Here is a 25,501-nt window from a genome sequence, read left to right as displayed (position 1 = left end):
TGATCCGGCTGACCCAGCCGGGGCGGCTGGGTCAGCTAGTCCGGTTGGGGTGGTTGGGGCAGCGGGGGCGGGCGCAGGGGTTTCGGCCGGTCCCCACGTCTTTGCCGAGGATGAGTACGCGAGACGGCGTCAGCATCCAGGGCCGATCGGCGGAGACGACGTCAGGGCGAGGGCGGCGTCACGCAGTTGGGCCGTCCACGCCTGCTGGTGAAGCCCCAAGGTGTACTCGATGCAGCAATCACATGGCGGGAGCAGCGCCAGGAACGCTTGCTCCGCCGCGGTCTCGCCCTCTATCTCCAACCAGTCGTCCGTCGCCAGATAAGCGGGAGCTATCTCTCCATCGATGAGCCTTGCCGCCATCCGGCGCAGAGAGTGGCGTCGTGCCAGGCGCTGATCCGGCAACCCGACCCCGGTCTCGGCGAGTGCTTGCTCGAACGCGTCGCGAAGATCGCGGGTGTCCGCGTTGCGAGGCCAACCGGCGAGTTCGCACAACGTCGGGGTGTCCAACCCGGCTGCGAGCGCCTCGGCAGCGATCATCGGCAGATCCTCCGGGGGTATCTCGTCCGCCTGATAACGGCACGCCGCCTCACCCAGGGATACGAGACCCAGGGATGCGAGCCCACTCAGCGTGGAGGTCTCCGGTTCCGGGGTCGTTCCTTTTGCTCTCATGACACCTACGGTGTCAGCACCGTTTACGGGGAAGGCACCCGGGGGCGGGCCCGATCGGCATCGGCCCCGCGTCCGTCGGGAGCCCCGGGAGCTCAGGTGGGCCCGGTGGCCCCGCGTTCCGCGGGAGCCCTGGGACCTCAGGGCTCCCGCGTGAGCGGATTCGTGTGGCGTCAGCGTGCGAACTTCTTGATGGCGGCTGGGGTGACGGGGGTGAAGAAGTTGACAAGGTTGCCGTCGGGGTCGCGGAGCAGCAGCGACCGGTTGCCCCAGGGCATCGTGGTGGGCTCGGTGACGAAGTCGGTGACGAAGCCGGTCAGGTTCTGGTGCACGCGGTCCACGTCGTCGACGAGGAACTCGGTGATCACGCTGTGGTTGTCCGCCGGGCGGGCGGAGCCCGGGGCGAACAGCGGGACGGTGCTGGTGCCGGCGATCGCGAGGGTGGCGCCCGCGGTCTTGAGTTCGGCGAATTCTTCGGTGGCCCACGTCGCCCGCGCCCCTGTGGCCCGCTCGTAGAACTCGACGAGGCGCGCCACGTCGCTGGTGATGATGCGGATCGAGACGAACTCCATGGGGATCTCCTTGGTCGTGCTGAAGGCGTGCACTGCGCAGGCTAGGAGAAATAGTGGACAGTATCGGTCCTGTATTCGCGTTAGGCTGCGGATATGCCCCGACCCACCGCCCGCGTGCTGACACTCCTGGAGCTGCTGCAGTCGGGCGGCACCCGCACGGTGGCCGAACTGGCCGACCGGCTCGGTGTCGAAGGGCGCACCGTGCGGCGCTATGTGGACCAGCTCATCGACCTGGACGTGCCCGTGGAATCGGTGCGCGGCCGGTACGGCGGGTACCGGCTCGCTCCCGGATACCGCCTGCCTCCGCTCATGCTCAGCGACGACGAGGCGCTGGCCGTGCTGCTCGGCCTGGTCGCCGGCCGCCGGGCAGGACTGACGACGACGCAGCACACGGCCAGCGAGACGGCAACGGCGAAGATCCGGCGGGTGCTGCCCCGGCACATCGCCCGCCGGCTCGACACCCTCCTGGAATCCCTTGCCTTCACGGAACAGCCCGGAGAGTTCGACACCCCGGACGCCGGGGTCCTGCTCACCCTCGCCGATGCGGTGCGCCACCGCCGACCGGTCTCGATCCGCTACACCGACCGCGACGGACGGCGCAGCGAACGCACGCTGCACGCGTACGGGATCGTCGCCCATGCGGGCCGGTGGTACGTCACGGGCAAGGACGCCCGGATCGACGAGGACCGAACCTTCCGGCTCGACCGCATCGCGGACGCGCGGACCCTGCCCGGCTCGTTCGAAGTGCCCGAAGGTCCTGGCCCGGCACAGCGCGTGCTGTCGGCCTTCGCCACGGCCGAGTACCGGCACCAGGTGACCTTGCGGATCCACGGGACGGTCGAGCAGATCCGCGCCCACTTGCCCGCCACCATCGCGACCCTGGACGAGGACGAGCCTGCGGCGGGCCGGGGCCGGGTGGCCGAGCGCTGGCTGCGCGTCGAGTTGCGGGTGGAGCGGCTCGACTGGTTGCCTCCCGTACTCGCCGCACTCGACCGGCCGTTCGTCATCGAGCGCCCCGATGAACTGCGCGATCTCGTCACCGCGCTCGCCGATCGTCTCGCGTCCTACGCTCGCCGAGCCTGACCGCGAGGAATCCATGTGCGTGGGGAGGCCCGGCGTGCGGGGGCGGGCCTCCTCCCTGCGCGCGTGCCGCGCCGTCGTTCCGTTCTCGCGCGGTTGGTGTTCAGTTCGTGTTCAAGCTCGCGATCAGTCCGCTGTCAGTTCGAGGTCAGTCCGCGATCAGTCAGAGGTCAGTTCGCGATCAGTTCGCGCAGGGTCTTGGCGATGTCGGACGGGACTTCCTCGGCCATGAAATGGCCGGCGGTGACGGTGGTGTGCCGGAGGTCGGGGGCCCAGGCGCGCCACAGCGCGGTGGCGTCGTAGCCGAGAGCGGCGCCCCAGTCCTGCTGGAGGACGGCGACCGGCATCCGGAGCCGGTTGCCGGCGTCCTGGTCGGCGCGGTCGTGTTCGACGTCGATGCCGGCGGAAGCGCGGTAGTCGGCCACGATCGAGGGCACCGCGTCGCGGCAGGCGGCCAGGTAGGCGGCGCGGATGTCGGCGGGGATGGCCTCCGGGTCGTTGGCCCACAGGTCGAGGAAGTGGCCGAAGAAGGCGTCCGGGGCGGCGGCGATCATCTGCTCGGGCAGGCCGGGGGGCTGGGCCATCAGGTACAGGTGGAAGCCGACCGCCGCGGTGGTGCCGTGCAGGACGTCCCACATGTCCAGGGTCGGCAGGACGTCGAGGCAGGCCAGGTGGGTGATCGCCGCCGGGTGGTCGAGCCCGGCGCGGAAGGCGACGAGGGCGCCGCGGTCGTGCCCGGCCAGCGCGAAGCGCTCGTACCCGAGCGCGTGGGCGAGGGCCACGATGTCGGCGGCCATGGTGCGCTTGGAATAGGTGGTGGCGTCGGCCTCGGCGGGCTTGTCGCTGGCGCCGTATCCGCGCAGGTCAGGGCAGATCACGGTGTGGGTGGCGGCCAGGTCGGAGGCCACGTGGCGCCACATGAGGTGCGTCTGCGGGAATCCGTGCAGTAGGACGATCGGGGCGCCCGAACCGCCGACGGCCACGTTCAGGGACACGCCGTCGGCCACGGGGACGCGGCGGTAGTCGAAGCCGGGGATGGCGGGGGTGGTGGCGGTGGGGATGGGGGACGTGGCGTCGGGTGCCGTAATGCGCGTCATGGTGAGTGGTCCCTTTCCGGTTCTTTCATTTTATTGCGGTTTGTATTGCGGTTTGTTTAGCTATGTGGCTGATTCAGCTTCACGGCCGATTCGGTTTCACGGCCGATTTGGCTTCGCAGCCGACCCGGTTTTGCGGTCGATTCGGCTTTGCGGCGTTCCGTGCGTTGTGCGTGGACTGTCCGTGTGCGATCAGCTGTCCCCAGCCTGCTGGGCGCGAATGAGCATCCGATGAGCGCGCTATAGCGTGACCAGGGGTGATGCTGCGGAAAGGGTGGTCAGGGGTGCCGATCGGGTTCGGGGTGCTGGGGCCGGTGACGGCCTGGGACGGTGCCGGAAGTGCGATCGCCTTGAAGGGGCCGCGGCATCGCGCGGTGCTGGCCCGGCTGATCGTCGCCCGCCGTCGCGTCGTCCCCGTCACCCACCTGGTCGACGACCTGTGGACGGATCCGCCTCCGGGCGCGGTGGCGGCGGTACGCACCTTCGTGGCCGCGCTGCGCCGCGCGCTGGAGCCGCAGCGTCCGCCCCGGGCCCCGGCCCGCTTGCTGGTCACCGAGGGGCCGGGTTACGCGCTCCGCGCGGAGCCGGACGCGGTGGACGCCTGGCGTTTCGAGCAGGCGGTGACCGCCGCGGCGGCGCTGCCCCCCGACCTGGCGCTCGCGCGGCGGGATGAGGCGCTGGGGTGGTGGCGCGGGCCCGCCTACGCGGAGTTCGCGGACGAGCCGTGGGCCCGGGCGGAGCGTTCCCGCTTGGCGGAACTGCGGTTGCACGCCGTCGAGCAGCAGGCCGAGGCGCGGCTGGCCCTGGGGCTGGCGGCGGAGGCGGTGCCCGAACTGGACGCCCACGTGGCCGAGCACCCGTGGCGGGAGGACGCCTGGCGTCTGCTGGCGCTGGCGCTGTACCGGACCGGCCGTCAGGGTGACGCGCTCGCGGTGCTGCGCCGGGCCCGTTCTCTCCTCGTCGAGGAACTGGGCGTGGATCCGGGCCCGGGGCTGCGCCGCCTCGAAGCGGACATCCTCGATCACGCCGAGCACCTCGCGCCGCCCTATGGGCGGGAAGGGCCACCGAACAGGCCGGACGGATCAAGGAGGTCGGCGGAGGGACCGGAGAGGACGGGGAGGACGGAAGGACCGGGAAGGACGGGGAGGCCAGAGGGGACGGAGGGGACAGAGGGGCCGGAGGCACCGGCGCGTCCGGTCGCATCGGACGCGGAGGCAGCCGCGGATCAGGTATGGGCGCAGGCGGCGGCCGTGTACGACCGGACGGTGGCCTCCGGCGCCCGCGCCCGGCTGGAGTCGACGGTGGGGCTGCTGCGCGATCTCGCGGTGACCGGGGGCGGCGGCCTGGAGGCGGCCCGCCGGCACCGCGTGGCGGCCATCGCCGCGGCGGAGGAACTGGGCGACGCGGAGCTGACGGCCCGCGTCATCGGCGCGTACGACGTCCCGGCCATCTGGACCCGCTCGGACGACCCGGAGCAGTCGGCGCACGTCATCGCCGCGACCGAACGCACCCTGGCCGCCCTCCCGCCCGACGCGCCCGAGGTGCTCCGGGCCAGGCTGCTGGCGACCGTCGCGCTGGAGTCGCGCGGTTCCCTCGGCACGCCAGGTGTTCCCGCGACGCGAGGCGCTTCCGCGACGCAAGGTGCCCCTCTGGGGCAAGGCGCTGCCGCGACGCGAGGTGCCCCTCTGGGGCAAGGGGCTTCCGCGACGCGAGGTGCCCCTCTGAGGCAAGGCGCTTCCGCGACGCGAGGTCTCCAGGCCGCCAAGGAAGCCGAACGGATCGCCCGCCGCCTGGACGACCCGACCTTGCTCGCGTTCGCCCTGAACGGCGTGTTCATGCAGAGCTTCTCGCACGCGGGCCTGGCGCCGCAGAGGGACGAGATCGGCGCGGAGCTCGTCACCCTGTCCGCGCGGCACGGACTGGTGACCTTCGAGATCCTCGGGCACCTCATCCGCCTCCAGGCACGCGCCGCACTCGCGGACTTCCCCGCTGCCGACGCGCACGCGACCGCCGTCGACCGCCTGGCCGCACGTCATGAGCGACCCCTCGTCGGGGTGTTCACGCGGTGGTACCGGGCCCTGCGGTTCTCCGCGACAGGCCGGGCGTCGGCGGCCGAGGAGGAAGCCGCATACCGAGACGCCGCCGCGTGCCTCGATGGCGCCGGTATGCCCGGCCTGGAGCGCGGGCTGTTGCCGCTCGCGCTGTTGTCGGTGCGCGTGCGGCATGCCGGTTCGCCGGACGGGTTCGCGTTGCTCGACGCTGGGGCGGACTGGGGCGACTGGGGACCCTACGAGCCATGGGCCCGTCCCCTCGTCCTCCTCGCGCAGGACCGTCGCCCCGAGGCCGCGGCGGCGCTGCGGGAGGCCCCGGAACCACCGCACGACCTGCTGTCCGAGGCCCTGTGGACCCTCACCGGGCGAGCGGCGCTGGCCCTCGGCGACCGTAAGGCGATAGCACGCGCCCACGCCGCACTCCTCCCGGCCGCCGCCGAACTGGCCGGGGCAGGGAGCGGGCTGCTGACCCTGGGACCGGTCGCCCGGCACCTCGACGATCTCGGCGCTGCGTTGGGGCGCTGCTCTGGGTGAGCTGGTGGTGATCGGTTCTGCGGATGCCTGTTCTTACGCGTCAGGCTTGGGCTCGGGACGATTCCCAGGCTTGGGATTGGCCTTGGGACGAGTTCCTTGCCCGGGCTCGGAACTCGTCGACGAACGGTTGCCGGAACCGCCGCGTTCGAGTCGGCGCAGGGCCAGCAGACCGCCGATTCCGGGGATGACGGCGACGGCCTTGGTGCTCGTCGCGGCCTGCTGCTGACGCCAGGTGGCCACGACGACGAACAGGTAGGCGCACCCATGGGTGGGACCCATCAAGGAGGAGACGGGCGGGAGATGAACCGTGGCGAGGTTGGCCAGCATGACCACCAGCGAGACGAGTTCGGCGTGCGCGGCGATGCGCAGGAGGCGGAAGGACTGAGAAGGGGACAGAGAGGGAGAGGGGTTCGGGGACGGGGGAGGGGCTGAAGGGTGTGGGGCCGTCACGGTCACGCTCCCGTGGTGGAGCCGGGGCGGACGATCATGAGAACGGTGACCGTGGCCCAGAGCAGGTTGAACACGCCGGTGAGCATGGCCAGGCGCCCGGCCGCCCGGGCGTCGATGGCGGAACCACCGTTCTCGGCGGCGGTCGGCGCACCATTCTCCGCGGCGACGAGCACACCGTTCTGAGCGGGGAGGATCGCCAGGGCGAGGATCGCGGCAGCCGCGCCGGTCAGGACGATCGAGGTGATCAACCAGGCGTCGCCCAGGACGCCGAGGCTGCTGGCCGTGGCGAACCCGAAGATCGGGACGGCCACACCGATGCCCGCGTAGACACGGCAGATGCGGTGCAGCAACCGCAAGGTGCCGAACGCGTCGGAGGCCTCGGGGGCCTCCCCGTAAGCGTGGCGCAAGGTGCGGGGGAACATGCTCGCCGCGACGGCGACCGGCCCGATGGCCAGGAGGGCGGCCAGGACGTGTACGGACAGCAGGAATTTCGTCACGACCGACCTTCCGCGGCGGCTCGGTCGGCGGCGGCCGGGCGCACGTCGGCACCGGACCGGCGCGGGTCGGCACCGGACCCGTGCGGGTTGACGCCAGTCCGGCGCGGGTCGACGCCAGCCCGGCGCGGGCCGACGCCAGCCCGGCGCGGGTGGGTGTCGATCACGCCGCCGGACGGTGTGCGGAAGCGTATGGCGGAGGTGCGGAGCGCTCTGGTGCCGGGGGCGTGGGACGGGGCCCAGGCGCCTTGGATGGACATGTGCTGTTCTTCCTTACGGTGCGGTCAACAGAGGGTGTTCGCGGTGCGGGAGGGGCGGCAGAGGCGGCAGGGGGCGGACGGGCGCGCGCGTCAGGGACAGGGACAGGGACAGGGACAAGGGCAGCGGCAGCGCAGAGGCGGAAAGAGAAAGAGGGGGCGGCTCGGGGAGCGAGGACGGATCAGAGAGCGGCCGGGACCGGCCCCCGGGCGCTCCACACGGTGCCGCGGCGCTCGTGGGCGAACACGGTCTCCACGGTGTGCGCGATGCGCGGCCCGATCTCCCGCTCCAGCAGATAGAGGCCCAGATCGAGTCCGGAGGTGACACCGGCGCCGGTGACCAGGTCGCCGTCGTCGACGACGCGGGCGTGCACGGCGTGGACCCCGGCGGCCTCCAACTGGTCCATGGCCATGTGATGCGTGGTGGCGTGGCGGCCTTCCAGCAGACCGGCCAGGGCCAGGATCAATGAGCCGCCGCACACCGTGGTGACCGTGACCAGCGGGTTGTCCATGGCCGACTTCAGCAGCGCGGGCAGTTCGGTGGCCAGGGCGCGGCCCAGCAGCGCGGCGATGGTCTCGCCCGGCTGCCCGCCCCCGCTCTCCGCGTCCTGACCAGGCTCCTCGCCGGGCTCGCTGATACGCCCCGACGCACCCGGAACCAGAACCAGTCCCGGGCGGGTGGGGTCGAGGGCGGCGGTGGCGCGCAGCGTCAGGCCGCCGGTTCCGCTGATCACCTCGCGCGGTCCCTCGGCGGAGACGAGTTCCACGGTCAGCGCTCCGTGCGCGGCGTGGCCGCCCGCGTGCAGCACTTCATACGGAGCGACGACGTCGAGCGGGTCGAAGCCGTCAAACAGGACGATCTGGGCGTGCATAGGGCTTCCTTCGGTTCGTTTCGGGGGGGCTTGAGGCGTACGAGGGGAGGCGGCGGCATCGGAAAGCGACCCGGCAACCGGGCCGGACGGGCGGCCGAGTGATCTGGCAGCCGAGGAACCAGGCAACCGGGCAACCAGGCAGCCGAGGAACCGGGCTCAGGGCAGCGAGCAACCAGTTCCGACCGGCCGCCTGACCGCCTGACCGGCCGCCTGACCGCCCGACCGCCGCCTTCCGACCGCCACCGGATTCGTCGCCCCGACGCTAATCGGCTGCCGATCAACGGCCCAGTGGCATTAATGACAGCTTTCAACGGGATACCGCCAGCCGCACTGCAACGCTCGCGCCCTACCCGGCCCAGGCCGATCCGAGCGCACCGCCGACCGGCGGTGACCTCCCTGCCACCCGCCCCAGCGCCCCACCAACCACCCCATAAGCAGGCCACAGGTCCCTAGAAGCGGCCAGCGGCCAGCGGCCAACGGCCACCGGCACCAAGCCTCAAGCCACGCAGCATCACGCCCCACCCTCAACCCCACCCACCCTTCCCCCACACCCCCTGGCGAACACCCGGCGCCCAGCTATGTTCTAGCCATGCACACCGTCGCCGTCCTCGCCCTCGACCAGGTGATCCCCTTCGACCTGTCCACCCCGATCGAGACATTCACCCGCACCCGTCTCCCGGACGGGCGCCCCGCCTACCAGATCCGTGTGTGCGCCGACAAACCGGAGATCGACGCCGGGACCTTCACCCTGCGCGCACCCTGGGGGCTGGACGGGCTCGAAGGCGCGGACACGATCATCGTGCCCGGCACCTCCAAGCCCGTGGTTCCGCTCGCGCCCGCCGTCCACGACGCCCTCCGTGCTGCCGCCGCCGAGGGCACGCGCATCGCCTCCATCTGCTCGGGCACGTTCATCCTGGCGGCCTGCGGGCTCCTCGACGGGCTGCGTGCCACCACCCACTGGATGGCCGCCAAGTACCTCGCCGCCGGTTATCCCGAGATCGAGGTCGACCCCGACGTGCTGTACGTCGACAACGGCCAGATCCTCACCTCCGCCGGCGCGGCGGCCGGTCTGGACCTCTGCCTGCACATGATCCGCCGCGACTACGGTTCCGCCGTGGCCGCCGACGCCGCCCGCCTGTCCGTCATGCCGCTCGAACGCGAGGGCGGGCAAGCGCAGTTCATCGTCCACGACCACACGCCCACCCCGCAGGGCTCCGCCCTGGAACCCCTCCTCACCTGGCTGCGGGACAACCTCGCCCGCGAACTCACCCTCGCCGACATCGCCGCCCAGGCCGGGACGAGTACCCGCACCCTCATGCGCCGCTTCCGCGAACAGACCGGCACCACCCCGCTCCAGTGGCTGCACCGGGCCCGCGTCCGCCAGGCCCAGCACCTGCTGGAGACCACCGGGCACTCCGTCGAACGCATCGGCGCGCAGGTCGGCTTCGGTTCCCCCACCGCCTTCCGCGACCGCTTCAAGCGCACCACCGGCGTCAGCCCCCAGACCTACCGCCGCACCTTCAGCTGACGCGTCGGTCCGTCGGTCCGTCGATCCGTTGGTCCGTCGATCCCTCGGCCCGTCGTCGATCCAGCGATCCGGCGGCCCGTCGATCCCTCGGCCCATCGTCGCCCCGCACGCGCACGGTGGCGACGACCGCAGACGGACGAAGACCCGCCGACCCCGACCCCCTACCCCCTCGCCTCCACCTCCAGATAATGACGACGCCGCTCCCCCCGATAAAGCAGCGCCTCCCACCCAAGGCCGCCCAAGATCGGCACGCACTTGGCGAGGGCGTCCTTCTCCTCGTACTGAGCACCACTCCCCGGCGGCCCCACCCACTCGACCCGCACCACCCCGGGACCCGTCGCGCGCACGCAATACCCCGTGCCGATCCGCTGCCCATCGGGGGTCATTGCGGAGGGTTCGATGCCGGACGCTTCCAGGCTCAGGGCCACGGCCCGTACGGGTTGGTGCCGCTCCCACGCGGCGGGTACCGCGCGAGGGTCCGTGGCCTCGGTGTTCATCAGCTCCCGGATGTGCAGCAGCCCGCGGAACGCCTCCTGGACGGCCTTCCGACGAGCGTCCGCACCGCCCGGCGAGGGCCGCAGGGGAACCGCGCCCGTCGCGACGTCGAAACCCCCGGCATCACCTGTCAAACCCCCGGCATCAGCCGTCACAGATCCGCCCGCCCCCTATCCCCATCTCCTCATCCGGCCAGTCTCCCCCACTCCACCCCACCCCACCCCACTCCACCCCGCCCCACCCACTCGGCCGACACCAACACCACACCCACACCCCCTGACCAGCGCAAAAGCACGAACCGCGACTGCGAGGACGCGCGGCCTGGGGCAGTCTGGGCGCATGGGCAACGCAGATCCGCCGGAGGCACGGTCGCAGCGCTTTCCGCAGTCGGCGGAGAGTGTGGGGGCGGCTCGGCGTTTCGTCGGCGGCGTTTTGGAACGCGCCTCGTCGGATGTCGTCGACACCGTCCAGCTCCTGGTCAGCGAGCTGGTGACGAACGCGGTGCTGCATGCGCGCACCGAGATCGAGGTGTCGGTGCGGACCCTCGGTTGCCGGGTGTGCGTACGGGTCAGTGATCATCGGCCGTCCCGCGGGCTGATGCTGCGGAAGTGTCCCCCGTATGCCGGTATGGGGCAGGGGCTGGCCCTGGTCGAGCAGCTCACCTCCCGCCGCGGTGTCGAGACCGGCGAAGGCCGCAAGTCGGTGTGGTTCGAGGTATGGGCCGACGGACCGCCGCCGCCACCCTCCGGGTGGGAGATCTCGGCACCGTCCCCCGTCGACTCCCCCGAGACGGTGCTGCTGGTGGACATGCCGGGCACCCTCTACTCGTCCTGCGAGCAGCACCGGCACACGGTGCTGCGGGAGCTGTCGCTCGCCGCGGCGGCCGGCCACAGATTCGGGCTGCGGCCGGAGGAACTCGTCAACGCCCACGACACGAACAACGTGATCAGTGCGTGCGTGACGGCCGCGCTGGAGCAGCACCCGCCCAACACGGACATCCACTCCCTGTCCCTGTCGGTACCGGCGGACGCCGCGTCGGCCGTGATGAACCTGCGCCGCGTACTCGACCTGGCCGAGGAGGCGGCCCGGGAAGAGCTCGTCCTCACCCTGCCCGCCCTTCCGCGCAGCCGCGTCTTCCAGCAGTGGCTGTTCGACCAGATCACCAGCCAGCTCCACGGCGGGCCCCCCACCGCGTGGACCCTGGTGCCGCACGAGCCGGGGGTCAGCCCTTCGGAGCTGGTGCCGTGGGACGCCGGCCACATGCGGGCCAGCAGGGTTCCGACCATCGCCGCCGACGAGACGAACCGGATCATCGCGGCGAACGGACCGGCGGCGGACATGCTCGGCTGGGACGCGGACGAACTCGTCGGGCGCAAGCTCACCACCATCATCCCGGAGCACCTGCGGCAACGGCACATCGCGGCGTTCACCTCCCTCCTGCTCACCGGCCAGTCCCGGATCATGGGCCGCTCGGTGCCGCTCCCGGCGCTGCACCACGACGGCCATCTCGTCCCGATCCGGCTGATCATCCAGAACCAGGAGATGACCGACGGCCGCACCGTGTTCGTCGCCCAGCTCGCCCCCCGCGCGAGCACGTCCCTCCTCTCGCCGCGCATCCCGGGGAAGAACCACGTGTCGTCCCCCAATCCGGGCGGCGAACCGCAGCCGTCGGCCACCCCGGAAAGCGACCGGACGACGAGTGGCGTCGAATCGGACATGTCGGCGCTGGACCGGCTCTCCCTGCTGGCCGACGTCGGGAGCGCCCTGAACAACACGATGGACCTGACCGAGGCGCTGCAAGGGGTGGGCCTGATCCTGACGCAGCGGCTGGCCGACTGGTGCGCGGTGGACCTGTACGACGACGAGTCCCAGGTGGACCGGATCTGCGTCGTCCACCGCGCCCCGCCCCGGGGGGTGCACCCGGAGGCGTACGAGGCCAGGGTCCCCCCACTGACCGAGGCCGCGCGCGGGCCCCTGGCCCGCGTACTGCGCGGCGCCGGCCCGCTGCTGCTCACCGAGGCGCCGCCGCCCAACCAGGCCGAGAGCCCCCTGGACGCCCAGTACCTGGAGCTGTTCGAGCGATTGGGGGCGACGAGCGCCATCCTCGCGCCGCTCCGGGCCCGGCGGGAGATCTTCGGGGCCCTGACGGTGGCCCGTATGAGCGAGGACCGGCCGTTCACCGAAGCGGACCTGTCCCTCGTCGACGACCTGGTCCGCACCCTCGCGCTCGGGGTGGACAACACCCGCCTGTACCAGGACACCCGCAACGTCGCCGAACGCCTCCAGCGCTCCCTGCTGCCCAGACTCCCGCGCGTGGAGCACCTGCGGCTGGCCGCCCGCTACGCCGCCTCCTCCACCACCGCGCAGGTCGGCGGCGACTGGTACGACAGCTTCGTGGTGTCCGGGGGAACGTCGCTGGTCATCGGCGATGTCACCGGACACAACCTCGACGCGGCCATCGCCATGAGCCAGCTGCGCAGCATGCTCCGCGGCATCGCCGTCGACCGCCAAGAACCCCCGGAAGTGGTCCTGCGCCGCCTGGACCTGGCGAACCACACACTGTACGAGGAGGCCACCGCCACCTGCGTCTACGGCCTCGTCAAAGGCCCCCCGCACGGCCCCTGGGAGCTGCACTACTCCTCCGCCGGGCACCCGCCCCCGCTGCTGACCACCGCCGAAGGCGACACCCACTACCTCGACGAGGGCTCGGGCCTGCTCCTCGGCATGGACCCCGACATGCCCCGCCCCGGCGCCAAGCGCGATCTCCCGGCCCACTCCACCCTGCTGCTCTACACCGACGGCCTCATCGAACGCCGCGACGAATCCCTCGACAACGCCATGGAACGACTCTGCCGGCACACCGCCGACCTGGCCCGCGAACCCCTCGACGTGTTCTGCGACGAACTCCTCATCGGCCTGGGCGCCGACAGCGACGACGACCTCGCCATCCTGGCGGTCCGCCCCACACCGCCGTCGTCCGCCTGATCGGTATCGGCTCGGGGCGGGCTGGTGGCTGCGGGCTGGGAGCTGGTGGCGCGTGTGACGCTCGTGACGATGGGCGAGCGGAGGCAAGAACAGTCGTCCATGAGGTGGTTGGCATAGTGAGGGAACCTCCGGGTAGCCGCCCCGATGTTGGTGACGACTCTTCACGGAGGTTCAGCATGCTGATGGCGCACCCGGCGGTTCTGCAAGACCTGGTGACCCGGTACGAGGCGCTGGAGAAGCAGGTCATGGCGGGTACGACCGACGCGGCGACCCGACAGCGGTTCCAGGACGTCTCCTACACCCTGTGCGTGGCCACCGGCACGCGCGACGTCGACGCGGCCTTGCTGGCGGCGCAGTACCACCTGCCCGGTGCGCGGGTGGAGGACGACTCGCTGCTGAAGGAGCCTGCGGAGGCGGCCGGCCAGGTGTCCGGCCAGGTGTCTGGCCGGGTGTCCACCCAGGCGTCCGCTCGGACGTCCACCCCTGCGTCCGCGCAGGTCTCCGGGCGGGTCCCCGCCCGGTCGTAGCGCCGCCGGTCCCGCGGCGCCCGGTCACCGCCGATCGCGGCGGCGGCCGGGCGCTACGGGGGCGGGTTGGTGGCAGACCATGGGCCCGGAGTGGTTGAGCGATGGGCGGGGGCCGCCGTCCGGCCGACTACTTGCGTCACTGCCAGGGATCGGACCACGTGCGCAGTTGGCGGGCGGTCTGGGCCAGCAAAGGGACGTCAATGGCCTATGAGAGTTCGGGCTGGGTCACGCCGCGCGGCCCCGCCCACTGGGTTCGACTTCCTCCCGGGCCGCGCGCTCGGCTGCCCGCTGTTCCGGAGTGGGATCGAGGGGGCTCGGTTCTGCCGCGAAGGCATCGCCGCTGTGCGCCATGGAACGCTCGAAGGCGCTCAGGAAGCGACGCTGGACAGCGGTGGCCCGTTCGTAGGCAGCGGACAGTACGTACTCCTGCATGCTCACACCGGCCTGCTTGGCCGCTGCCGCGATGGCTTCGTGGTGCTCCGGACTGGGGAACCGAAGGCTCATCGCCTTGGAGGATTCCGACATGGCGGCGATGGTACAAGTGGTACCGCTCGTCGGCGGCTCAGCGCCGGGCCTCGACCCGTGGAGGTGCCCAACGGGCACGGCCGCCAAGGGTTGAGGCGAACCTCGGACGCACGCCCGCGCGTGTCGGCAGACGCGCACGGGCCGCTCACGGCGACCGCGCGGAACTCGCCCGGAAGGTGGTGCCGCGCGGCGGCTTCACGCAGCGAAGCAGACCGGAGGCGCCTCACGAATCCGGGCGGGCCCTCGCGCTCGGTGTCGGGTGCGTCGTCGGCTCCGCCGGTTGCAGGCGCACCGGGAGCGATCGGTGCCCGTTGCTGATGAGGGAGCCCAGAAGCTCCAAGTCCTCTTCCGGTACGGCCAGTTCGACTCGCGGGAAGCGGCGGAAGAGGGCGTCCAGGACGGTGATGACCTCCATGCGGGCGAGCGGCGCGCCGAGGCAGAAGTGGACGCCGTGGCCGAAGGCGAGGTGGTCCTTGGTGAGCCGGGTGACGTCGAACGTGTCGGCGTCCGGGCCGTGCCAGTCGGGGTGGCGGTTGGCCGCCGCGTAGGAGGCGAGGATCGCCTCGCCCTTGGCGATGGTCTGCCCGTCGGGCAAGGGGATGTCGGTGAGGGCGTACCGCAGGGGCAGGTGTTTGACGGCGGGCTCGTGGCGCAGGGTCTCCTCGACGACGTCGCCCCAGGTGGCGCGGCCGGCACGGACGTGTTCGAGCTGGTCGGGGTGGGTGAGCAGGGCCGTGATGGCCTGGTCGATGACGTTGACCGTGGTCTCGTACCCGGCGCTGATCATCAGCACGAGGGTGTCGCGCAGCTCGTGTTCCGCCAGCGTGCTCCCGTCCTCGTCGCGGGTCGCGATGAGCATGGAGGCCATGTCGTCCCCGGGGTCGGTCCGCTTCGCGGTGATGAGGGCGTCGAGGAGGCCGTAGAGCTGTTCGGTGTTTGCGGCGGCCTGCGCGGGCGTGAGCGTGGTGTCGAAGACCCCGTCGACGAGGGCGCGGAAGCCCTCCCGCCGGTCTTCCGGCACGCCCAGGAGACGGCCGATGACGGCGATGGGCAGCGGATTGGCCAGGCGTTCCCGCAGGTCGACCGTTGTGCCGGGCGGGGTCGTGGCCAGGTCGTCGAGGAGATCGCCGGTGAGTCGATCGACGGTCGCCTGGAGCGCGGCGACGCGCCGGGAACTGAAGGCCGGGGCGATCATGCGGCGCAGCCTGCGGTGATCACTGCCGTAGGCGGTGAACATGTTCTGCACCGCGACCCACAAGGCCAGCGGCCAGCGCGGTACGACGCTCTCGAACTCGGGCCAGTGCCGACGGGCGTCCTTGGACACGTCCGGGCTGGTCAGCAACTGTTTGAGCAGGGCCGGATCGGTGACGGCCCACGCGTGGACACCCAGGATGTCCACGCGCGCCGCCGCGCCTCGGGCGCGCAGCAGCAGATGCTCGGCGTGCCGGTCGGCACCGGTGGGGTCGAGGACGATCAGGTCGGGCTGCCGGGTCACGGTGACTCCTCGAAGGCGGGGATACGGCGACGGAGCGACGGGATGCAAGCACGGTCGGGCGCGTGCGGGGGCCGGGTCAAGTGGTCGGAGCCGACGGGGACGGCCCGCGGGGAGAGCATGCGGGGAACGTCCGTTTCGCGGAGAAGGCCGGGGCCGATGCGTACGGCTGAGTGCGTACGGCTGAATGCGGGTTGCTGAGTGCGGGTTGCTGAGTGCGGGTTGCTGAGTGCGGGTGGCGCTGTCGGTCGGACCACTGGCGGCGCTGCCCGCCAGACCACTGGCGGTGCTGTTCGAAGAAGGTGCCAACGGTGCGGAAAACGACCGAGGATGACCGACTCGGGTTCGTGTTGGTGCCTGGACGGTTCGTCTCGGAGCACCGTTTCCGAAAGGCCGTCGGTGGTCGGCTCCCGGTGCTGCAATGGGTGGCCGGCGGGGTCGGAGTGCCGGGCGGGACTTCGGTGCCGGACTCGGGCATGGGTGAGCGTCCGCCGATCACCGCGGAGGGATGAAGGGCGCGGGGGCCTCGCGAAGGAATCGAAGGGCGCGGTGGCTCGGGGGAGTCTGAGGATCTCGGGGGAATCTCGGATCTCGGGGGAGTGGTGGGGGAATGATCGAAGTCCTCGTCGGCGTGGCCGGCACGCTGGCCGCCGCCGTTATCGCGGCGGTGACGACGCTGCGGGCCCGGCGGCCGGCCGGTTCGTACCCGGAGCTGGTCGAAGCGCTGATCCTCGATCCGCACGAAGCCTCGAACGCGCCGGTGCTCGATCTCAAGCTGCGCAACCGCGGGGGCGAGACCGTCGTCGTCAAGCGGCTGGAACTGGACGTGCTGTGGGCGCGGCGGTTCCCCGTCCTCGACGAGCTGTTGCCGTACCGCGACTCTTCGGGCGCCGCGATGATGGAGGTGTCCGCCTCCTACGACGTGACCCTCCCCGAGCCGGTCGCCGCCGAGGGAGGGCGGGTCGTCCAGCCCCTGTCGCACGCCCTGGCCGCGGGTGACGCCGACCGGTTGCAGGTGCGGCTGAACGCGCCGCCGACACGGGCCCACCACGTCCGCGCGGCGCTGCCCGCCGAGGTCAGGGTGTACCTGCTCCGTCCCCGTCTGGTCTGCAACGCCGACGACCGCTCGCTGACAGCCGCACCCGTCGCCGTGGCCTGCCCGGGGAACGCGCTCCACGTACCGACCCCGCACGTGCTGCGGCAGCGGATCAGCCGCTTCGAAACGGAGGTCGACATCCTCCGGCAGCGCATCGACGCGGAGATGACGGCCGCGGGGATGGCCGCGCCCGACTGGTCCGGTCGGCCGCCGCGCCGGGCCGATCTGCCGTCGCGGCTCACGGTGTTCGAGGAGAGCCACCGCCCGCTCAACGACGCGTTCTGGCGGCCCCGGGAGGCGATCGCCGGCTACCTGGACTGCGCCGAGGGGATCTGCCGGGACCTCGTCATGGCGCTGTCGGACGACGCCCTGCGGGGGACGGACGCGGACGGGCTGGACACCTGCCTCCCCCTCGCTCAGGAAACCCTCGACGAGCTGCCCGCAATCCGCCGGGAACTCCGGACGACCAGCCGTACCGCCCGGCCCGGCCGGGCAGACCCCATGGGAGCCGCCGGTGCTTCGTAAGGAACCAACAGCCGATCTGTCCGCGGTCTTCAGCCAGTTGCTCGACGCGCAGCTCGGTCAAGAGGCGTACGAACGCGGCGACTTCGCCGACGCGGTGGCGTGCTTCGCGCGCGCCGCCACGACCCGGCGCCACCCCAAGGAGGTGCCCCTGATGTATCTCCTGCTCGCCCGCTCCCACCTGCGATTGCGGGATCGCGTACGCGCCCGGGCCGCACTGGACCGGGCCGCACGGTGCGAACCCGCACTCGACCCCTGGTACCTCTCCGCCGGTGTCTTCCACGCCGCCCTCGATGCCGGCAAGGAGGGCGACACCGCCGCGTCCTGGCTCGGCTACACCATGCTGCGCGAGCTCGACCATCCGGATTTCCGGTACACCGCCGTGAACAACCTCGGGGCCCTCCACTACCGGCACGGCAGAAAGACCGAAGCGCGGGAGCACTGGGAGCAGGTGATGGCCGAGGGAGACGCCAACGACCAGGCGATCGCCGCCCACAACCTCGGCTGCTACTGGGCGGACCACGGCGATCGCCTCCAGGCCGCCCGGTACGAGGGCATCGCCGCCCAGCGCCGCCGAGCGGTTGCCGTACGGCGCGTCCTCTCCCCGAAGCAGTGGCTGCGCAGGGGGCGGTCATGCCTGCGGCGGTGGCGCCGCCGTCTTCGCCGCTGAGCGCTTCTTATTGGGCACGTCCCTGAGCGCTTCTCATTGGGCACGGCGCCGAGTGCGTCTCATTGGGTACGTCGCTGAGCGCGTCTCATCGGGTACGGCGCCGAGCGCGTCTCATTGGGCACGTCACCGACGTGCATCTCACTGGGCGCAACGCCGAGCGCGTCACTGGACGCACCGTCGAGCGCGGCTGGTGTTCTTCCGCCGGTGTCGACCTCTCATCCGCGCTCGCGGAGATACGCCTCCAGCTCCGCGGCCCCGTTCAGCATCGCCCGTCCGCGAGCGGACAGCCGCCCGTGCCAGTCGGACAGCGCGGCCCCCAACGGCTCCAGTCCTCCGGCCGCCCGCACCTGGGCGATCAGCGGGGCGATCTGCTCCAGCAGGTAGCCGCCCCGCCTGAGCTGGTGGGCCAGCCGGGCGTCCCGGACATCGGCCTCGTCGTAGACGCGGTACCCGGTCCGTGGGTCGCGGCGCGGGCGCACCAGCCCGGCCCGCTCCCATTTGCGCAGGGTCGCGGGCCGGATCCCGAGCCTCCCCGCCAGCGGCCCGATGAACGTGCCACCGGAGCCGGAGCCGGAGCCGGAGCCGGAGCCGGAGCCGGAGCCGGAGCCGGCCCCGCACGCCGACGACGAGCCGGAGTTCGCGCCCCGCCCGGACGACCCGAGCTTCCCACCCCGCCCGGACACCGTGGACGACTCGGATGTCCGCTCCCGCCCGGACATCGCCGACAGCCCGGACCCCGCACCGGACCCGGGCGCCATGGCGGGCTCCAGATCGCGGAGGGCGCTCTCCACGGCCTGGAGGGTTCGCCGGTCGTCGAGGAGCTGGGCGTGGCTCTCGTCGATCAGACGGAACGCCTCCTCGACAGCGCCCTGATTGACGGCCCGCATGATCGACGCCGCCGTCTGGTGGCCGTGGCCGGGCACCAGCGCGAGGAACGCGCGCAGCGCCCCCGCGTGCAACGGGGTGTAGGTGCGGTAGCCGTGGGCGGTGCGGTCGGCGGTCGGCAGGATCCCGGCCTCCTCGTAGTTCCGGACCGCCTGCGTGGACAGACCGTGCTCACGCGCCAGATCGATCGGCCGAAGTCGCCGGTGCTCGCCGCCAACTTGAAGCTTTCGTCCCATGAGACCGACGATATCGCGGGAACGTCGCGGCGAATTCGCCAGCCAAGTTTCCATCGAAGGTTCAACGATACCGTTGAAGGCATGGCAACCGACATCAAGGTCACCGCCCACGCCGTAGAAGCCGCCACCGTCCTGAAGCTGCTCCCGACCCGCCCCCGGTTGCTCGCCCTGGGCGAGCCCACCCACCGCGAGGACGCGCTGCTCGACCTGCGCAACGAACTCTTCCAACAGCTCGTCGAGGAGGCGGGCTACCGCACGATCGCGATCGAGAGCGACTGCCTGATGGGCCTGGTCGTGGACGACTACGCCACCACGGGCACCGGCACGCTCGACGAGGTCATGGCGCGCGGATTCAGCCACGAGTGGGGCACCTTGGCGGCCAACCGCGAGCTCGTGCGCTGGATGCGCGCCTACAACGACGGCCGGCCCGCGTCCGAGCAGGTCCGCTTCGCCGGCTTCGACGGCCCGCTGGAGATCGAGGCCGCCGCGAGCCCCCGGCCCGTCCTCACCGCTCTCCACGGCTACCTCTCCACCCGGGTGGACGCGGACCTGCTCCCCTGTACCCCGGAAACCCTCGACCGCCTGCTCGGCGCCGACGACCGGTGGACCGACCCCGCCGCGATGCTGGACCCATCCCGGTCCATAGGACAGTCGGCCGAAGCCCGTGAGCTGCGGCTGCTCGCCGACGACCTCGTCGCCCTGCTCGACGCGCAGGCACCGCACCTGATCGCGACGACCTCGCCGGACGACCGGGACCGGGCCCGTCTGTACGCGCGGACGGCGACCGGCCTGCTGCGCTACCACCACTGGATGGCCGACACCTCACCGGCCCGCATGACGAGGCTGTGCGCCCTGCGGGACGTGATGATGGCCCACACCCTCCTCGCCCTCGCCGAACGGGGCCCGGTATTCGTCCACGCCCACAACTCCCACCTCCAGCGGAGGAAGAGCACGATGCGGATGTGGCAGGGGCCGGTGGAGTGGTGGAGCGCCGGTGCGCTGATCAGCGCCCAACTCGGCGCGGATTACGCCTTCGTGGCCACGGCCCTCGGCACGATCCGGCACCAGGGAGTGGACACGCCACCGCCGGACACCCTCGAAGGTCTCCTGTACGAGCTCCCGCAGGACCGTGACCGCTGCCTCATCGACGTTCCGAAGCTGGCCACCGCCCTCGGCGACGCGCGACCCGAGCCCCGCGTGTCCCCCTGGTTCGGCTACGCCGCGCTTCACCCGGACCACCTGGCGGACATCGATGGCATCGTGTTCGTCAAGGATGTTCCGCAGCGCTGACGCACGCGCGGGAAAACGGGAATTCCGCGACAGCCGAGTTCTGCGGCAGCGGCTGAGAAATCCGGTATCAGAGGCACACGAGGAGCCGCACATGACATCGGACCCTTCTGGCCCTTCTGGCCCTTCGGACCCTTCTGGCTCTTCGGATCCCGAAGGCTTATGGGCGGAATGCGTTGCCCTCGGCCGTGCGGTCCTGCCCGTTCACGATCAGGAACCGTGGAGGCGAACGAAACGCCATGAACGGCTCCAGAACTGGGGCATTGACGCGCGGATGGCCGAGCGTCTGATCGTCACTCTCGGGACGCTGGCGTTCCATGCCGTGTTGGCCGACACGGTCGCGACCGGCAGCCCTCGTTCCCTGCGGACGCTCCACCGCATTCCGCTGCGCAACGTCGTCGCGGCAGTGGAGAACAAGCCAGATTACGCAATACTGGCCGGTCTACCGCTCGACGTGCTCAGCGAAGAGGAGCGGACGCGCGTCAATGTGGTGCGGTTCCTTTTTTATCAGGCGGGAAGTTCCGGGATTTCGATCCACCGGCTGTGGAACGAGTTTCATAATGCCCTGACCACCGTGATCAAACGGTCGGGGATGCCCGAACCAAGGTGTGGGGACCTGCGCCGGTGGGCGGATGAATCGGCCCCGCTGCCCCCGGATGATCCTGACGCCGATCACCCGCCCCCCGGTCCGCCCCTCGGCACGGCGCCGTAAAGTCTCGGAGCCATGCGACTGATCGAACTGATCGAGTGGGAGATCTCCCGGCAGGACTGGGCGGCCATGCGCTGCGGGTGCGGGGACTCCGCGGAGCATCTCGCGCCGGATCTCCTGCGACTCGCGGACGACCGGGCCGTGGGGGAGGAAGCGAACGGCGCCGGTTTTGAGGAGCACGTGTGGTCCCCGGTGCTGCTCTGGGAACCGGCACCCGCGGTGACGACCGTCGCCCTGGCGGCTCTGGCCGACCCGATCCCACCGGAGGTACGTCACCGATTCCTCGACCTCCTCCAGCACATGGTCGCGGGGGAAGGCACGGATGCCGCGTCCGCTCGGCGCGGGCTCGACCTGCCGGAGCGGTGCCGAGCGCTGGCCAGGCAGGGGCTCTGGCTGCTGTACGAGGAGGTGGCCTCGGGCCGGTCCGTCTCCGCCGCCGGTACGGCTTTCGAGATCCTCAGCGTCGTGGAGCCCGATCGGGAACGCTTGCGGGGCGTCCGAGAGGCGGCGGGCGAGCTGTTGCCCGTGTGCTGCCGGACGGGATTGTGCGACGACTGGTGAGACGCCCGCCTGGTGAACGGACTGCCCGAAGGGCTTGCCCGCCACAAATCCGCAGCGCCACAAATCCGCAACACCACGGATCCGCGACGACACGGGCAGGTCCGCAGCACCACGGATCCGCGACGACACAGATAGGTAGGTCCGCAACGAAACGGGCCCGCGACGATGACCGTGCACACAGTCACGATCACCGTCGCGGACCCTGCGGCTCCCTGCCGCCCGGTGGTGTGGCTCAGTCCTCCGAGAGCGAGACCGCCTGCACCGGACAGGTCGCCGGGACATGGCGCACGTCCGGGTCGGACGTCCCGTTCTCGTGCCCGGGGAGCAGCTCGACCAGCCCCTCGTCGTCCTGGGTGAAGACGCCGGGGGCGGTCATGACGCACTGGCCGGAGCCGATGCAGCGTTCGCGGTCGATGGTGATGCGCATGGTGTGATCCGTTTCCGTTCCCTCAGCCCCGGGCCTTACCAGGTGACGGGCAGCTCGGTCGGGCCCTGGGCGTCGTGGCCCGCCTTGATCGGCACCTCGTCGAGGGGAACGGCCAGCCGGAGGTCCGGGATCCGGGCGAAGAGCGTGCCGATGGCGATTTCGAGCTCGGCGCGCGCGAGGTTCTGACCGAGGCACTGGTGGATGCCGTGGCCGAAGCCGACGTGGTGGCGCGCGGACCGCTCGATGTCGAAGGTGTAGGGGTTCTCGTACGCCTTGGAGTCCCGGTTGATCAGCGAGATGGAGAACACCAGGGCGTCCCCGGCCTTGATGGTCGTGCCGCCGACCTCGATGTCCTCCTTGGCCAGCCGGACCATGAAGTCCGAGACGGAGGCGAAGCGCAGCACTTCCTCGACCGTGTTGGTGATCAGGGAGGGGTCGCGCCGCAGGGCGTCGAGCTGTTCGGGGTGCTGGAGGAGCGTGAGGACGGCGAGGGAAATGCCGTTGGCGGTGGTCTCGTGGCCGGCCAGCAGCAGAACCAGCGCGATCATGACGACCTCGTTGTGGTTCAGGTCGCCTTCGGCGAGCTGACCGGCGATCAGGTCGTCCAGCAGGCCCTCTCCGGGGTTCTCCTGCTTCTTCTGGACCAGGCCGTGGAGGTACCCGTACAGCTCGCCGAAGGCCGCGTCGGCCTCCGCGGACGTGGCCGCGCCGACGAACCGGCGGGAACGGTCCTCGAAGAAGCCGTGGTCCTCGTACGGGACGTCGAGAAGGGCACAGATCACCATCGAGGGCACGGGGAGCGAGTAGGACGTGACCAGGTCGATGGTCGGTCCCTTCGCCAGCATTTCGTCGATCATCCGGTCGACTTCCTGCTGGATCGTGGGACGCAGGGTGGCCATGCGCTTGACGCCGAAACTCGGGATGAGCATGCGGCGCTGCCGCGCGTGCTCCGGGTCGTCGACGCCGATCAGCGGGAAGGAGAGCCCTTCACGGCCTTCGGTGCGCTGGACGATGAGGGGGAAGTTCGGGTGGGCCCAGTCGGAGGACAGGCGGGGGTCGGTGAGCAGGGCGCGTCCCTCGGCGTGACCCGTCACCAGCCACGCCAGGCGACCGTCGAACAATTCGACCTGGACCAGCGGCTCCTCGCTGTGGAATTCCTGGTAGTGCGGCGACGGCTGATAGGGGCAGGTCCGGTCCTTGGGGAAGGCGGGGATGGTCGTCCCGGTGGGGTGGGTATCGGTCTGGGTCATGTCGCGCCTTTCAAACGGTGAGTCGTGGCACTGCTTGGTGCGGGTACTTGGTGCGGCTGCTTGGTGCGGAGGGCGGCGAAGTGATCCGCCACCCACGGTTCGGTCAATCTGGATCTGGTGAGGCGCATGTCATTCGGCGCGCGGTGGCTTCGGTATCGGGTCCGGCGATCCACGACCGCGATCGACGACCTATGGCCGCGATCCACGATCCACGATCCACGATCGACGATCCACGATCCATGGAATGGTGAATTCGCCCGAAGTCGCTCTGGCGTTCCCTTGGCGGTAACCGTTGAGACGTTGCCGAGTTGTCGAAAAGGCCCGTGCGGATTCGACCAGTCGGTCACCCGATCCCTCAGCCCGTCACTCATTGCCTCAGCCCGCCAGCAAAGCCTTCCGCAGATCGGTCAGCACCTGATCGTTCAACCCCAGACCCTCGCGCAGGTAATGGTCGAAGGTGCCGTACCGGGCCTGGACCTCTTCGAAAGAAGCGTTCAGGTATTCGGGACGCACTTCGAGTACGGGCTTCAGGATGGCGGCGTCGCGCGGTGTCACCTGGTCGTAGATCGCCTGCATTTCCTCGGCCCGGTAGGCGTTGCTGGCCAGGTAGTCGCGCATGACCGTGTCGCGGTCCACGCCGAGTGCGGTCAGCAGGACGGCGCTCGCCCAGCCGGTGCGGTCCTTGCCGGCCGTGCAGTGGTAGGCCAGCGCGTGCGCGTCCGGGGTGGCGGCGTCGCGGACGAGGGCGCTGTAGGCCGTGCGCGCCGACGGCTTGCTGACGTAGTCGCGGTTGCCGTTGATCATCAGGTCGACCGCTTGCTCAGGGGTGGTGGGGAAATCGGTCACGTCCTCGCCGAGCACGTCGGCGACCACGTAACGGGTGCCCTCCGGGACGCGGTCCGGGGCCTTCGCCCGCTCGCCCGGGGCGCGCAGGTCGTAGTCGGTGCGGATGCCCAGGCGTTGGAGCTTGGCGAGGTCGGCGTCGGTCAGCTTCGACAGCTCGCCGGTGCGGTACAGGACGCCCATCCGCACCCACTTGCCGTCGGCCGTCCGATAGCCGCCCGCGTCACGGAAGTTGGGGGCGCTCTTCAGGTGTAGGGACCGATCGGCCAGGGTCAGGGGCTCGCCTTGGTCGGGGACGAGCCGGAACCACTGGCGGTCGGCCGGCGCCAGGCCCCGGACGGTCACCGTCTGCTCGGCGCCGCCGTGCGCCACCGGCCGGTCGCCCGCGTACACGGTCACCGAGCGGACGCCGGGCGCCCGCCAGGACACGGAGTACGAGCCGTCGTCGTGCTGGGTGACGGTGGCCTCGGTGAAGGGGATGGCCTGCTGGGTGACCTGCTGCCGCGGGGTGAGAGGCGTGACCGTGGATGTCGCGAGCCGCTGCGGTGGCGCGGCGAGGGCCACGGGGGCGGTCAACGACAAGGCCGCGATGGCGGCGGCGAGGGACACGGTGGTGCGGCGCGCGGCGCGCGGAATCTCCATAGCCGGATGCTATGTACATGAAATGCGGGATCGCAGTAGGAAAATTCCTAGATGATGAGACGCAAGTGGCTTGACTGGATGGGGTGTTGGCTGATTTTGGGGGGTGAGTGGGTGCGTCGCCCGGGTCTGCGGGGGCGGACGGGCCCGTGGGAAGCGGTCGCGCCGGGGAGCGATGCCGGGGGAGGCGGGGGCGCTTCGATATTGGCTCGCTGTAATGAACCGAAGCGCTATAGGGTCATTACATGTCGTGTGTGCGTCAGGCAGTCGAGGACGATGTCGCCGAGCTCGTCCGCTTGCGAGCGTTGCTGTTCGAGACTCTCGGCGGCGACTTCTTCCACCCCGCGTCGGGAGGCGACGACTGGCGGAGCGCCCTCGCCGCGGTGCTCAAGGAACAGGTGACGTCGGACGCCGTACGCATCCTCGTGGTGGAGGGCGAGGACGGCCTCGCCGCGTGCGGCATCGGGACCATCGACCAGCGCCTCCCCGGCCCGCACCTGCGCAACGGCCGGATCGGGCACGTCATCGGAGTCGTCACCGATCCGGCGTATCGGCGGCGTGGCCACAGCCGCGCGATCATGCGGGATCTGCTCGCCTGGTTCCGGGCACGCGAGGTCGCCCGAGTGGACCTGTACGCCTCCGCCGAAGGCGAACCCCTCTACCGCGCACTCGGCTTCGCCGAACACCCCGACCCCTCGCTGTACTGGCGGCCGTAACGGACCAGCCCCGGCGGGCAGAGGGTGACGGAACCAGG

24 protein-coding genes are annotated in these 25,501 nt (G+C 71.0%); 11 read left to right on the top strand and 13 right to left on the bottom strand.

Going from position 1 to position 25,501, the window contains the following annotated elements:
* Positions 1-129: 129 nt before the first annotated feature.
* Together ABZX96_RS01915 and ABZX96_RS01910 are read right to left on the bottom strand one after the other, a co-directional pair.
* Complete coding sequence (locus ABZX96_RS01915) at positions 130-537, bottom strand: hypothetical protein (RefSeq protein WP_355536197.1); 408 nt, start codon at positions 535-537, stop codon at positions 130-132.
* 302 nt (positions 538-839) lie between these two features.
* Positions 840-1,238, bottom strand: coding sequence for a VOC family protein (locus ABZX96_RS01910; protein ID WP_355536194.1), 399 nt, complete (start codon positions 1,236-1,238; stop codon positions 840-842).
* 93 nt (positions 1,239-1,331) lie between these two features.
* Between ABZX96_RS01910 and ABZX96_RS01905 the strand changes: the two genes are divergently transcribed.
* Positions 1,332-2,321 (top strand): YafY family protein, encoded by a 990-nt coding sequence (locus ABZX96_RS01905; protein ID WP_355536191.1) that lies wholly within the window; start codon positions 1,332-1,334, stop codon positions 2,319-2,321.
* 167 nt (positions 2,322-2,488) lie between these two features.
* Here ABZX96_RS01905 and ABZX96_RS01900 read toward each other — a convergent pair whose 3' ends face one another.
* Positions 2,489-3,415, bottom strand: a complete 927-nt coding sequence (locus ABZX96_RS01900; RefSeq protein ID WP_355536188.1) for an alpha/beta fold hydrolase — start codon at positions 3,413-3,415, stop codon at positions 2,489-2,491.
* A gap of 281 nt (positions 3,416-3,696) precedes the next feature.
* Between ABZX96_RS01900 and ABZX96_RS01895 the strand changes: the two genes are divergently transcribed.
* Positions 3,697-5,997: a BTAD domain-containing putative transcriptional regulator gene (locus ABZX96_RS01895; RefSeq protein ID WP_355536185.1), complete on the top strand. Its 2,301-nt coding sequence runs from the start codon at positions 3,697-3,699 to the stop codon at positions 5,995-5,997.
* A gap of 33 nt (positions 5,998-6,030) precedes the next feature.
* Here the strand turns inward: ABZX96_RS01895 and ABZX96_RS01890 are convergent, their stop codons facing one another.
* The 3 genes from ABZX96_RS01890 to ABZX96_RS01880 all read right to left on the bottom strand — a co-directional run bounded on the left by ABZX96_RS01890 (position 6,031) and on the right by ABZX96_RS01880 (position 8,070).
* Positions 6,031-6,447, bottom strand: a complete 417-nt coding sequence (locus ABZX96_RS01890; RefSeq protein WP_355536182.1) for a hypothetical protein — start codon at positions 6,445-6,447, stop codon at positions 6,031-6,033.
* Between the two features lie 2 nt (positions 6,448-6,449).
* Entirely contained in the window at positions 6,450-6,944 is a 495-nt protein-coding gene (locus ABZX96_RS01885; protein ID WP_355536179.1) for a hypothetical protein, read from the bottom strand.
* Between the two features lie 436 nt (positions 6,945-7,380).
* Entirely contained in the window at positions 7,381-8,070 is a 690-nt protein-coding gene (locus tag ABZX96_RS01880) for a DJ-1/PfpI family protein (protein WP_355536176.1), read from the bottom strand.
* 589 nt (positions 8,071-8,659) lie between these two features.
* On the opposite strand from ABZX96_RS01880, the gene ABZX96_RS01875 reads away from it, so the two are divergent.
* Positions 8,660-9,598, top strand: coding sequence for a helix-turn-helix domain-containing protein (locus tag ABZX96_RS01875; protein ID WP_355536173.1), 939 nt, complete (start codon positions 8,660-8,662; stop codon positions 9,596-9,598).
* Between the two features lie 161 nt (positions 9,599-9,759).
* On the opposite strand, the gene ABZX96_RS01870 is transcribed toward ABZX96_RS01875, so the two are convergent.
* Positions 9,760-10,227: a hypothetical protein gene (locus tag ABZX96_RS01870; protein WP_355536170.1), complete on the bottom strand. Its 468-nt coding sequence runs from the start codon at positions 10,225-10,227 to the stop codon at positions 9,760-9,762.
* Positions 10,228-10,432: 205 nt separating this feature from the next.
* Between ABZX96_RS01870 and ABZX96_RS01865 the strand changes: the two genes are divergently transcribed.
* Together ABZX96_RS01865 and ABZX96_RS01860 are read left to right on the top strand one after the other, a co-directional pair.
* A complete protein-coding gene (locus ABZX96_RS01865; protein WP_355536167.1) occupies positions 10,433-13,078 on the top strand; it encodes a SpoIIE family protein phosphatase in 2,646 nt (881 codons plus the stop codon).
* A gap of 176 nt (positions 13,079-13,254) precedes the next feature.
* Positions 13,255-13,605: a DUF5133 domain-containing protein gene (locus tag ABZX96_RS01860; protein WP_355536164.1), complete on the top strand. Its 351-nt coding sequence runs from the start codon at positions 13,255-13,257 to the stop codon at positions 13,603-13,605.
* Positions 13,606-13,830: 225 nt separating this feature from the next.
* Here the strand turns inward: ABZX96_RS01860 and ABZX96_RS01855 are convergent, their stop codons facing one another.
* The gene (locus ABZX96_RS01855; RefSeq protein ID WP_355536161.1) at positions 13,831-14,130 is read right to left on the bottom strand and encodes a DUF1778 domain-containing protein; all 300 of its coding nucleotides are present in this window, start codon (positions 14,128-14,130) and stop codon (positions 13,831-13,833) included.
* 223 nt (positions 14,131-14,353) lie between these two features.
* Complete coding sequence (locus tag ABZX96_RS01850) at positions 14,354-15,625, bottom strand: cytochrome P450 (protein WP_355536158.1); 1,272 nt, start codon at positions 15,623-15,625, stop codon at positions 14,354-14,356.
* A gap of 607 nt (positions 15,626-16,232) precedes the next feature.
* Here ABZX96_RS01850 and ABZX96_RS01845 point away from each other — a divergent pair.
* Positions 16,233-17,243, top strand: a complete 1,011-nt coding sequence (locus ABZX96_RS01845; protein ID WP_355536155.1) for a hypothetical protein — start codon at positions 16,233-16,235, stop codon at positions 17,241-17,243.
* Positions 17,233-17,910: a hypothetical protein gene (locus ABZX96_RS01840; RefSeq protein ID WP_355536152.1), complete on the top strand. Its 678-nt coding sequence runs from the start codon at positions 17,233-17,235 to the stop codon at positions 17,908-17,910. Before ABZX96_RS01845 ends, ABZX96_RS01840 begins: the two co-directional genes overlap by 11 nt.
* 215 nt (positions 17,911-18,125) lie before the next feature.
* Here the strand turns inward: ABZX96_RS01840 and ABZX96_RS01835 are convergent, their stop codons facing one another.
* Positions 18,126-19,031 carry a TioE family transcriptional regulator gene (locus ABZX96_RS01835; RefSeq protein WP_355536149.1) on the bottom strand — a complete coding sequence of 302 codons (906 nt, stop codon included), beginning with the start codon at positions 19,029-19,031 and terminating at the stop codon, positions 18,126-18,128.
* An 81-nt stretch (positions 19,032-19,112) separates the two neighbouring features.
* On the opposite strand from ABZX96_RS01835, the gene ABZX96_RS01830 reads away from it, so the two are divergent.
* The 3 genes from ABZX96_RS01830 to ABZX96_RS01820 all read left to right on the top strand — a co-directional run bounded on the left by ABZX96_RS01830 (position 19,113) and on the right by ABZX96_RS01820 (position 21,588).
* On the top strand, positions 19,113-20,321 hold the full coding sequence (locus ABZX96_RS01830; RefSeq protein WP_355536146.1) for an erythromycin esterase family protein: 1,209 nt from the start codon (positions 19,113-19,115) through the stop codon (positions 20,319-20,321).
* Positions 20,322-20,592: 271 nt separating this feature from the next.
* Complete coding sequence (locus ABZX96_RS01825; RefSeq protein ID WP_355536143.1) at positions 20,593-21,030, top strand: hypothetical protein; 438 nt, start codon at positions 20,593-20,595, stop codon at positions 21,028-21,030.
* Positions 21,031-21,042: 12 nt separating this feature from the next.
* Positions 21,043-21,588, top strand: a complete 546-nt coding sequence (locus ABZX96_RS01820; protein WP_355536140.1) for a hypothetical protein — start codon at positions 21,043-21,045, stop codon at positions 21,586-21,588.
* 232 nt (positions 21,589-21,820) lie between these two features.
* Here ABZX96_RS01820 and ABZX96_RS01815 read toward each other — a convergent pair whose 3' ends face one another.
* From ABZX96_RS01815 to ABZX96_RS01805, 3 genes are all read right to left on the bottom strand, one after another.
* Complete coding sequence (locus ABZX96_RS01815; RefSeq protein WP_355536137.1) at positions 21,821-22,015, bottom strand: ferredoxin; 195 nt, start codon at positions 22,013-22,015, stop codon at positions 21,821-21,823.
* A 35-nt stretch (positions 22,016-22,050) separates the two neighbouring features.
* Positions 22,051-23,265, bottom strand: coding sequence for a cytochrome P450 (locus ABZX96_RS01810; protein ID WP_355536134.1), 1,215 nt, complete (start codon positions 23,263-23,265; stop codon positions 22,051-22,053).
* A gap of 375 nt (positions 23,266-23,640) precedes the next feature.
* Positions 23,641-24,750: a tyrosine-protein phosphatase gene (locus tag ABZX96_RS01805; protein WP_355536131.1), complete on the bottom strand. Its 1,110-nt coding sequence runs from the start codon at positions 24,748-24,750 to the stop codon at positions 23,641-23,643.
* A 242-nt stretch (positions 24,751-24,992) separates the two neighbouring features.
* On the opposite strand from ABZX96_RS01805, the gene ABZX96_RS01800 reads away from it, so the two are divergent.
* Complete coding sequence (locus ABZX96_RS01800) at positions 24,993-25,463, top strand: GNAT family N-acetyltransferase (RefSeq protein ID WP_355536128.1); 471 nt, start codon at positions 24,993-24,995, stop codon at positions 25,461-25,463.
* The last annotated feature ends 38 nt before the right edge of the window (positions 25,464-25,501 follow it).

Origin of the sequence: Streptomyces sp. NPDC003077, from assembly GCF_040611095.1 — a bacterium.
Lineage (GTDB): Bacteria > Actinomycetota > Actinomycetes > Streptomycetales > Streptomycetaceae > Streptomyces.
Note: the sequence above shows the minus strand (reverse complement) of the source record. Positions and strands in the feature narration are given on the sequence as shown.

Bases quoted from the DNA above. Each gene is read 5' to 3' on its own strand.
- ABZX96_RS01915 (WP_355536197.1), bottom strand. From the start codon at position 537: ATGATCGCTGCCGAGGCGCTCGCAGCCGGGTTGGACACCCCGACGTTG.
- ABZX96_RS01910 (WP_355536194.1), bottom strand. From the start codon at position 1,238: ATGGAGTTCGTCTCGATCCGCATCATCACCAGCGACGTGGCGCGCCTC.
- ABZX96_RS01905 (WP_355536191.1), top strand. From the start codon at position 1,332: ATGCCCCGACCCACCGCCCGCGTGCTGACACTCCTGGAGCTGCTGCAG.
- ABZX96_RS01900 (WP_355536188.1), bottom strand. From the start codon at position 3,415: ATGACGCGCATTACGGCACCCGACGCCACGTCCCCCATCCCCACCGCC.
- ABZX96_RS01880 (WP_355536176.1), bottom strand. From the start codon at position 8,070: ATGCACGCCCAGATCGTCCTGTTTGACGGCTTCGACCCGCTCGACGTC.
- ABZX96_RS01875 (WP_355536173.1), top strand. From the start codon at position 8,660: ATGCACACCGTCGCCGTCCTCGCCCTCGACCAGGTGATCCCCTTCGAC.
- ABZX96_RS01865 (WP_355536167.1), top strand. From the start codon at position 10,433: ATGGGCAACGCAGATCCGCCGGAGGCACGGTCGCAGCGCTTTCCGCAG.
- ABZX96_RS01860 (WP_355536164.1), top strand. From the start codon at position 13,255: ATGCTGATGGCGCACCCGGCGGTTCTGCAAGACCTGGTGACCCGGTAC.
- ABZX96_RS01855 (WP_355536161.1), bottom strand. From the start codon at position 14,130: ATGTCGGAATCCTCCAAGGCGATGAGCCTTCGGTTCCCCAGTCCGGAG.
- ABZX96_RS01845 (WP_355536155.1), top strand. From the start codon at position 16,233: ATGATCGAAGTCCTCGTCGGCGTGGCCGGCACGCTGGCCGCCGCCGTT.
- ABZX96_RS01835 (WP_355536149.1), bottom strand. From the start codon at position 19,031: ATGGGACGAAAGCTTCAAGTTGGCGGCGAGCACCGGCGACTTCGGCCG.
- ABZX96_RS01830 (WP_355536146.1), top strand. From the start codon at position 19,113: ATGGCAACCGACATCAAGGTCACCGCCCACGCCGTAGAAGCCGCCACC.
- ABZX96_RS01825 (WP_355536143.1), top strand. From the start codon at position 20,593: ATGGCCGAGCGTCTGATCGTCACTCTCGGGACGCTGGCGTTCCATGCC.
- ABZX96_RS01820 (WP_355536140.1), top strand. From the start codon at position 21,043: ATGCGACTGATCGAACTGATCGAGTGGGAGATCTCCCGGCAGGACTGG.
- ABZX96_RS01815 (WP_355536137.1), bottom strand. From the start codon at position 22,015: ATGCGCATCACCATCGACCGCGAACGCTGCATCGGCTCCGGCCAGTGC.
- ABZX96_RS01810 (WP_355536134.1), bottom strand. From the start codon at position 23,265: ATGACCCAGACCGATACCCACCCCACCGGGACGACCATCCCCGCCTTC.
- ABZX96_RS01805 (WP_355536131.1), bottom strand. From the start codon at position 24,750: ATGGAGATTCCGCGCGCCGCGCGCCGCACCACCGTGTCCCTCGCCGCC.
- ABZX96_RS01800 (WP_355536128.1), top strand. From the start codon at position 24,993: ATGTCGTGTGTGCGTCAGGCAGTCGAGGACGATGTCGCCGAGCTCGTC.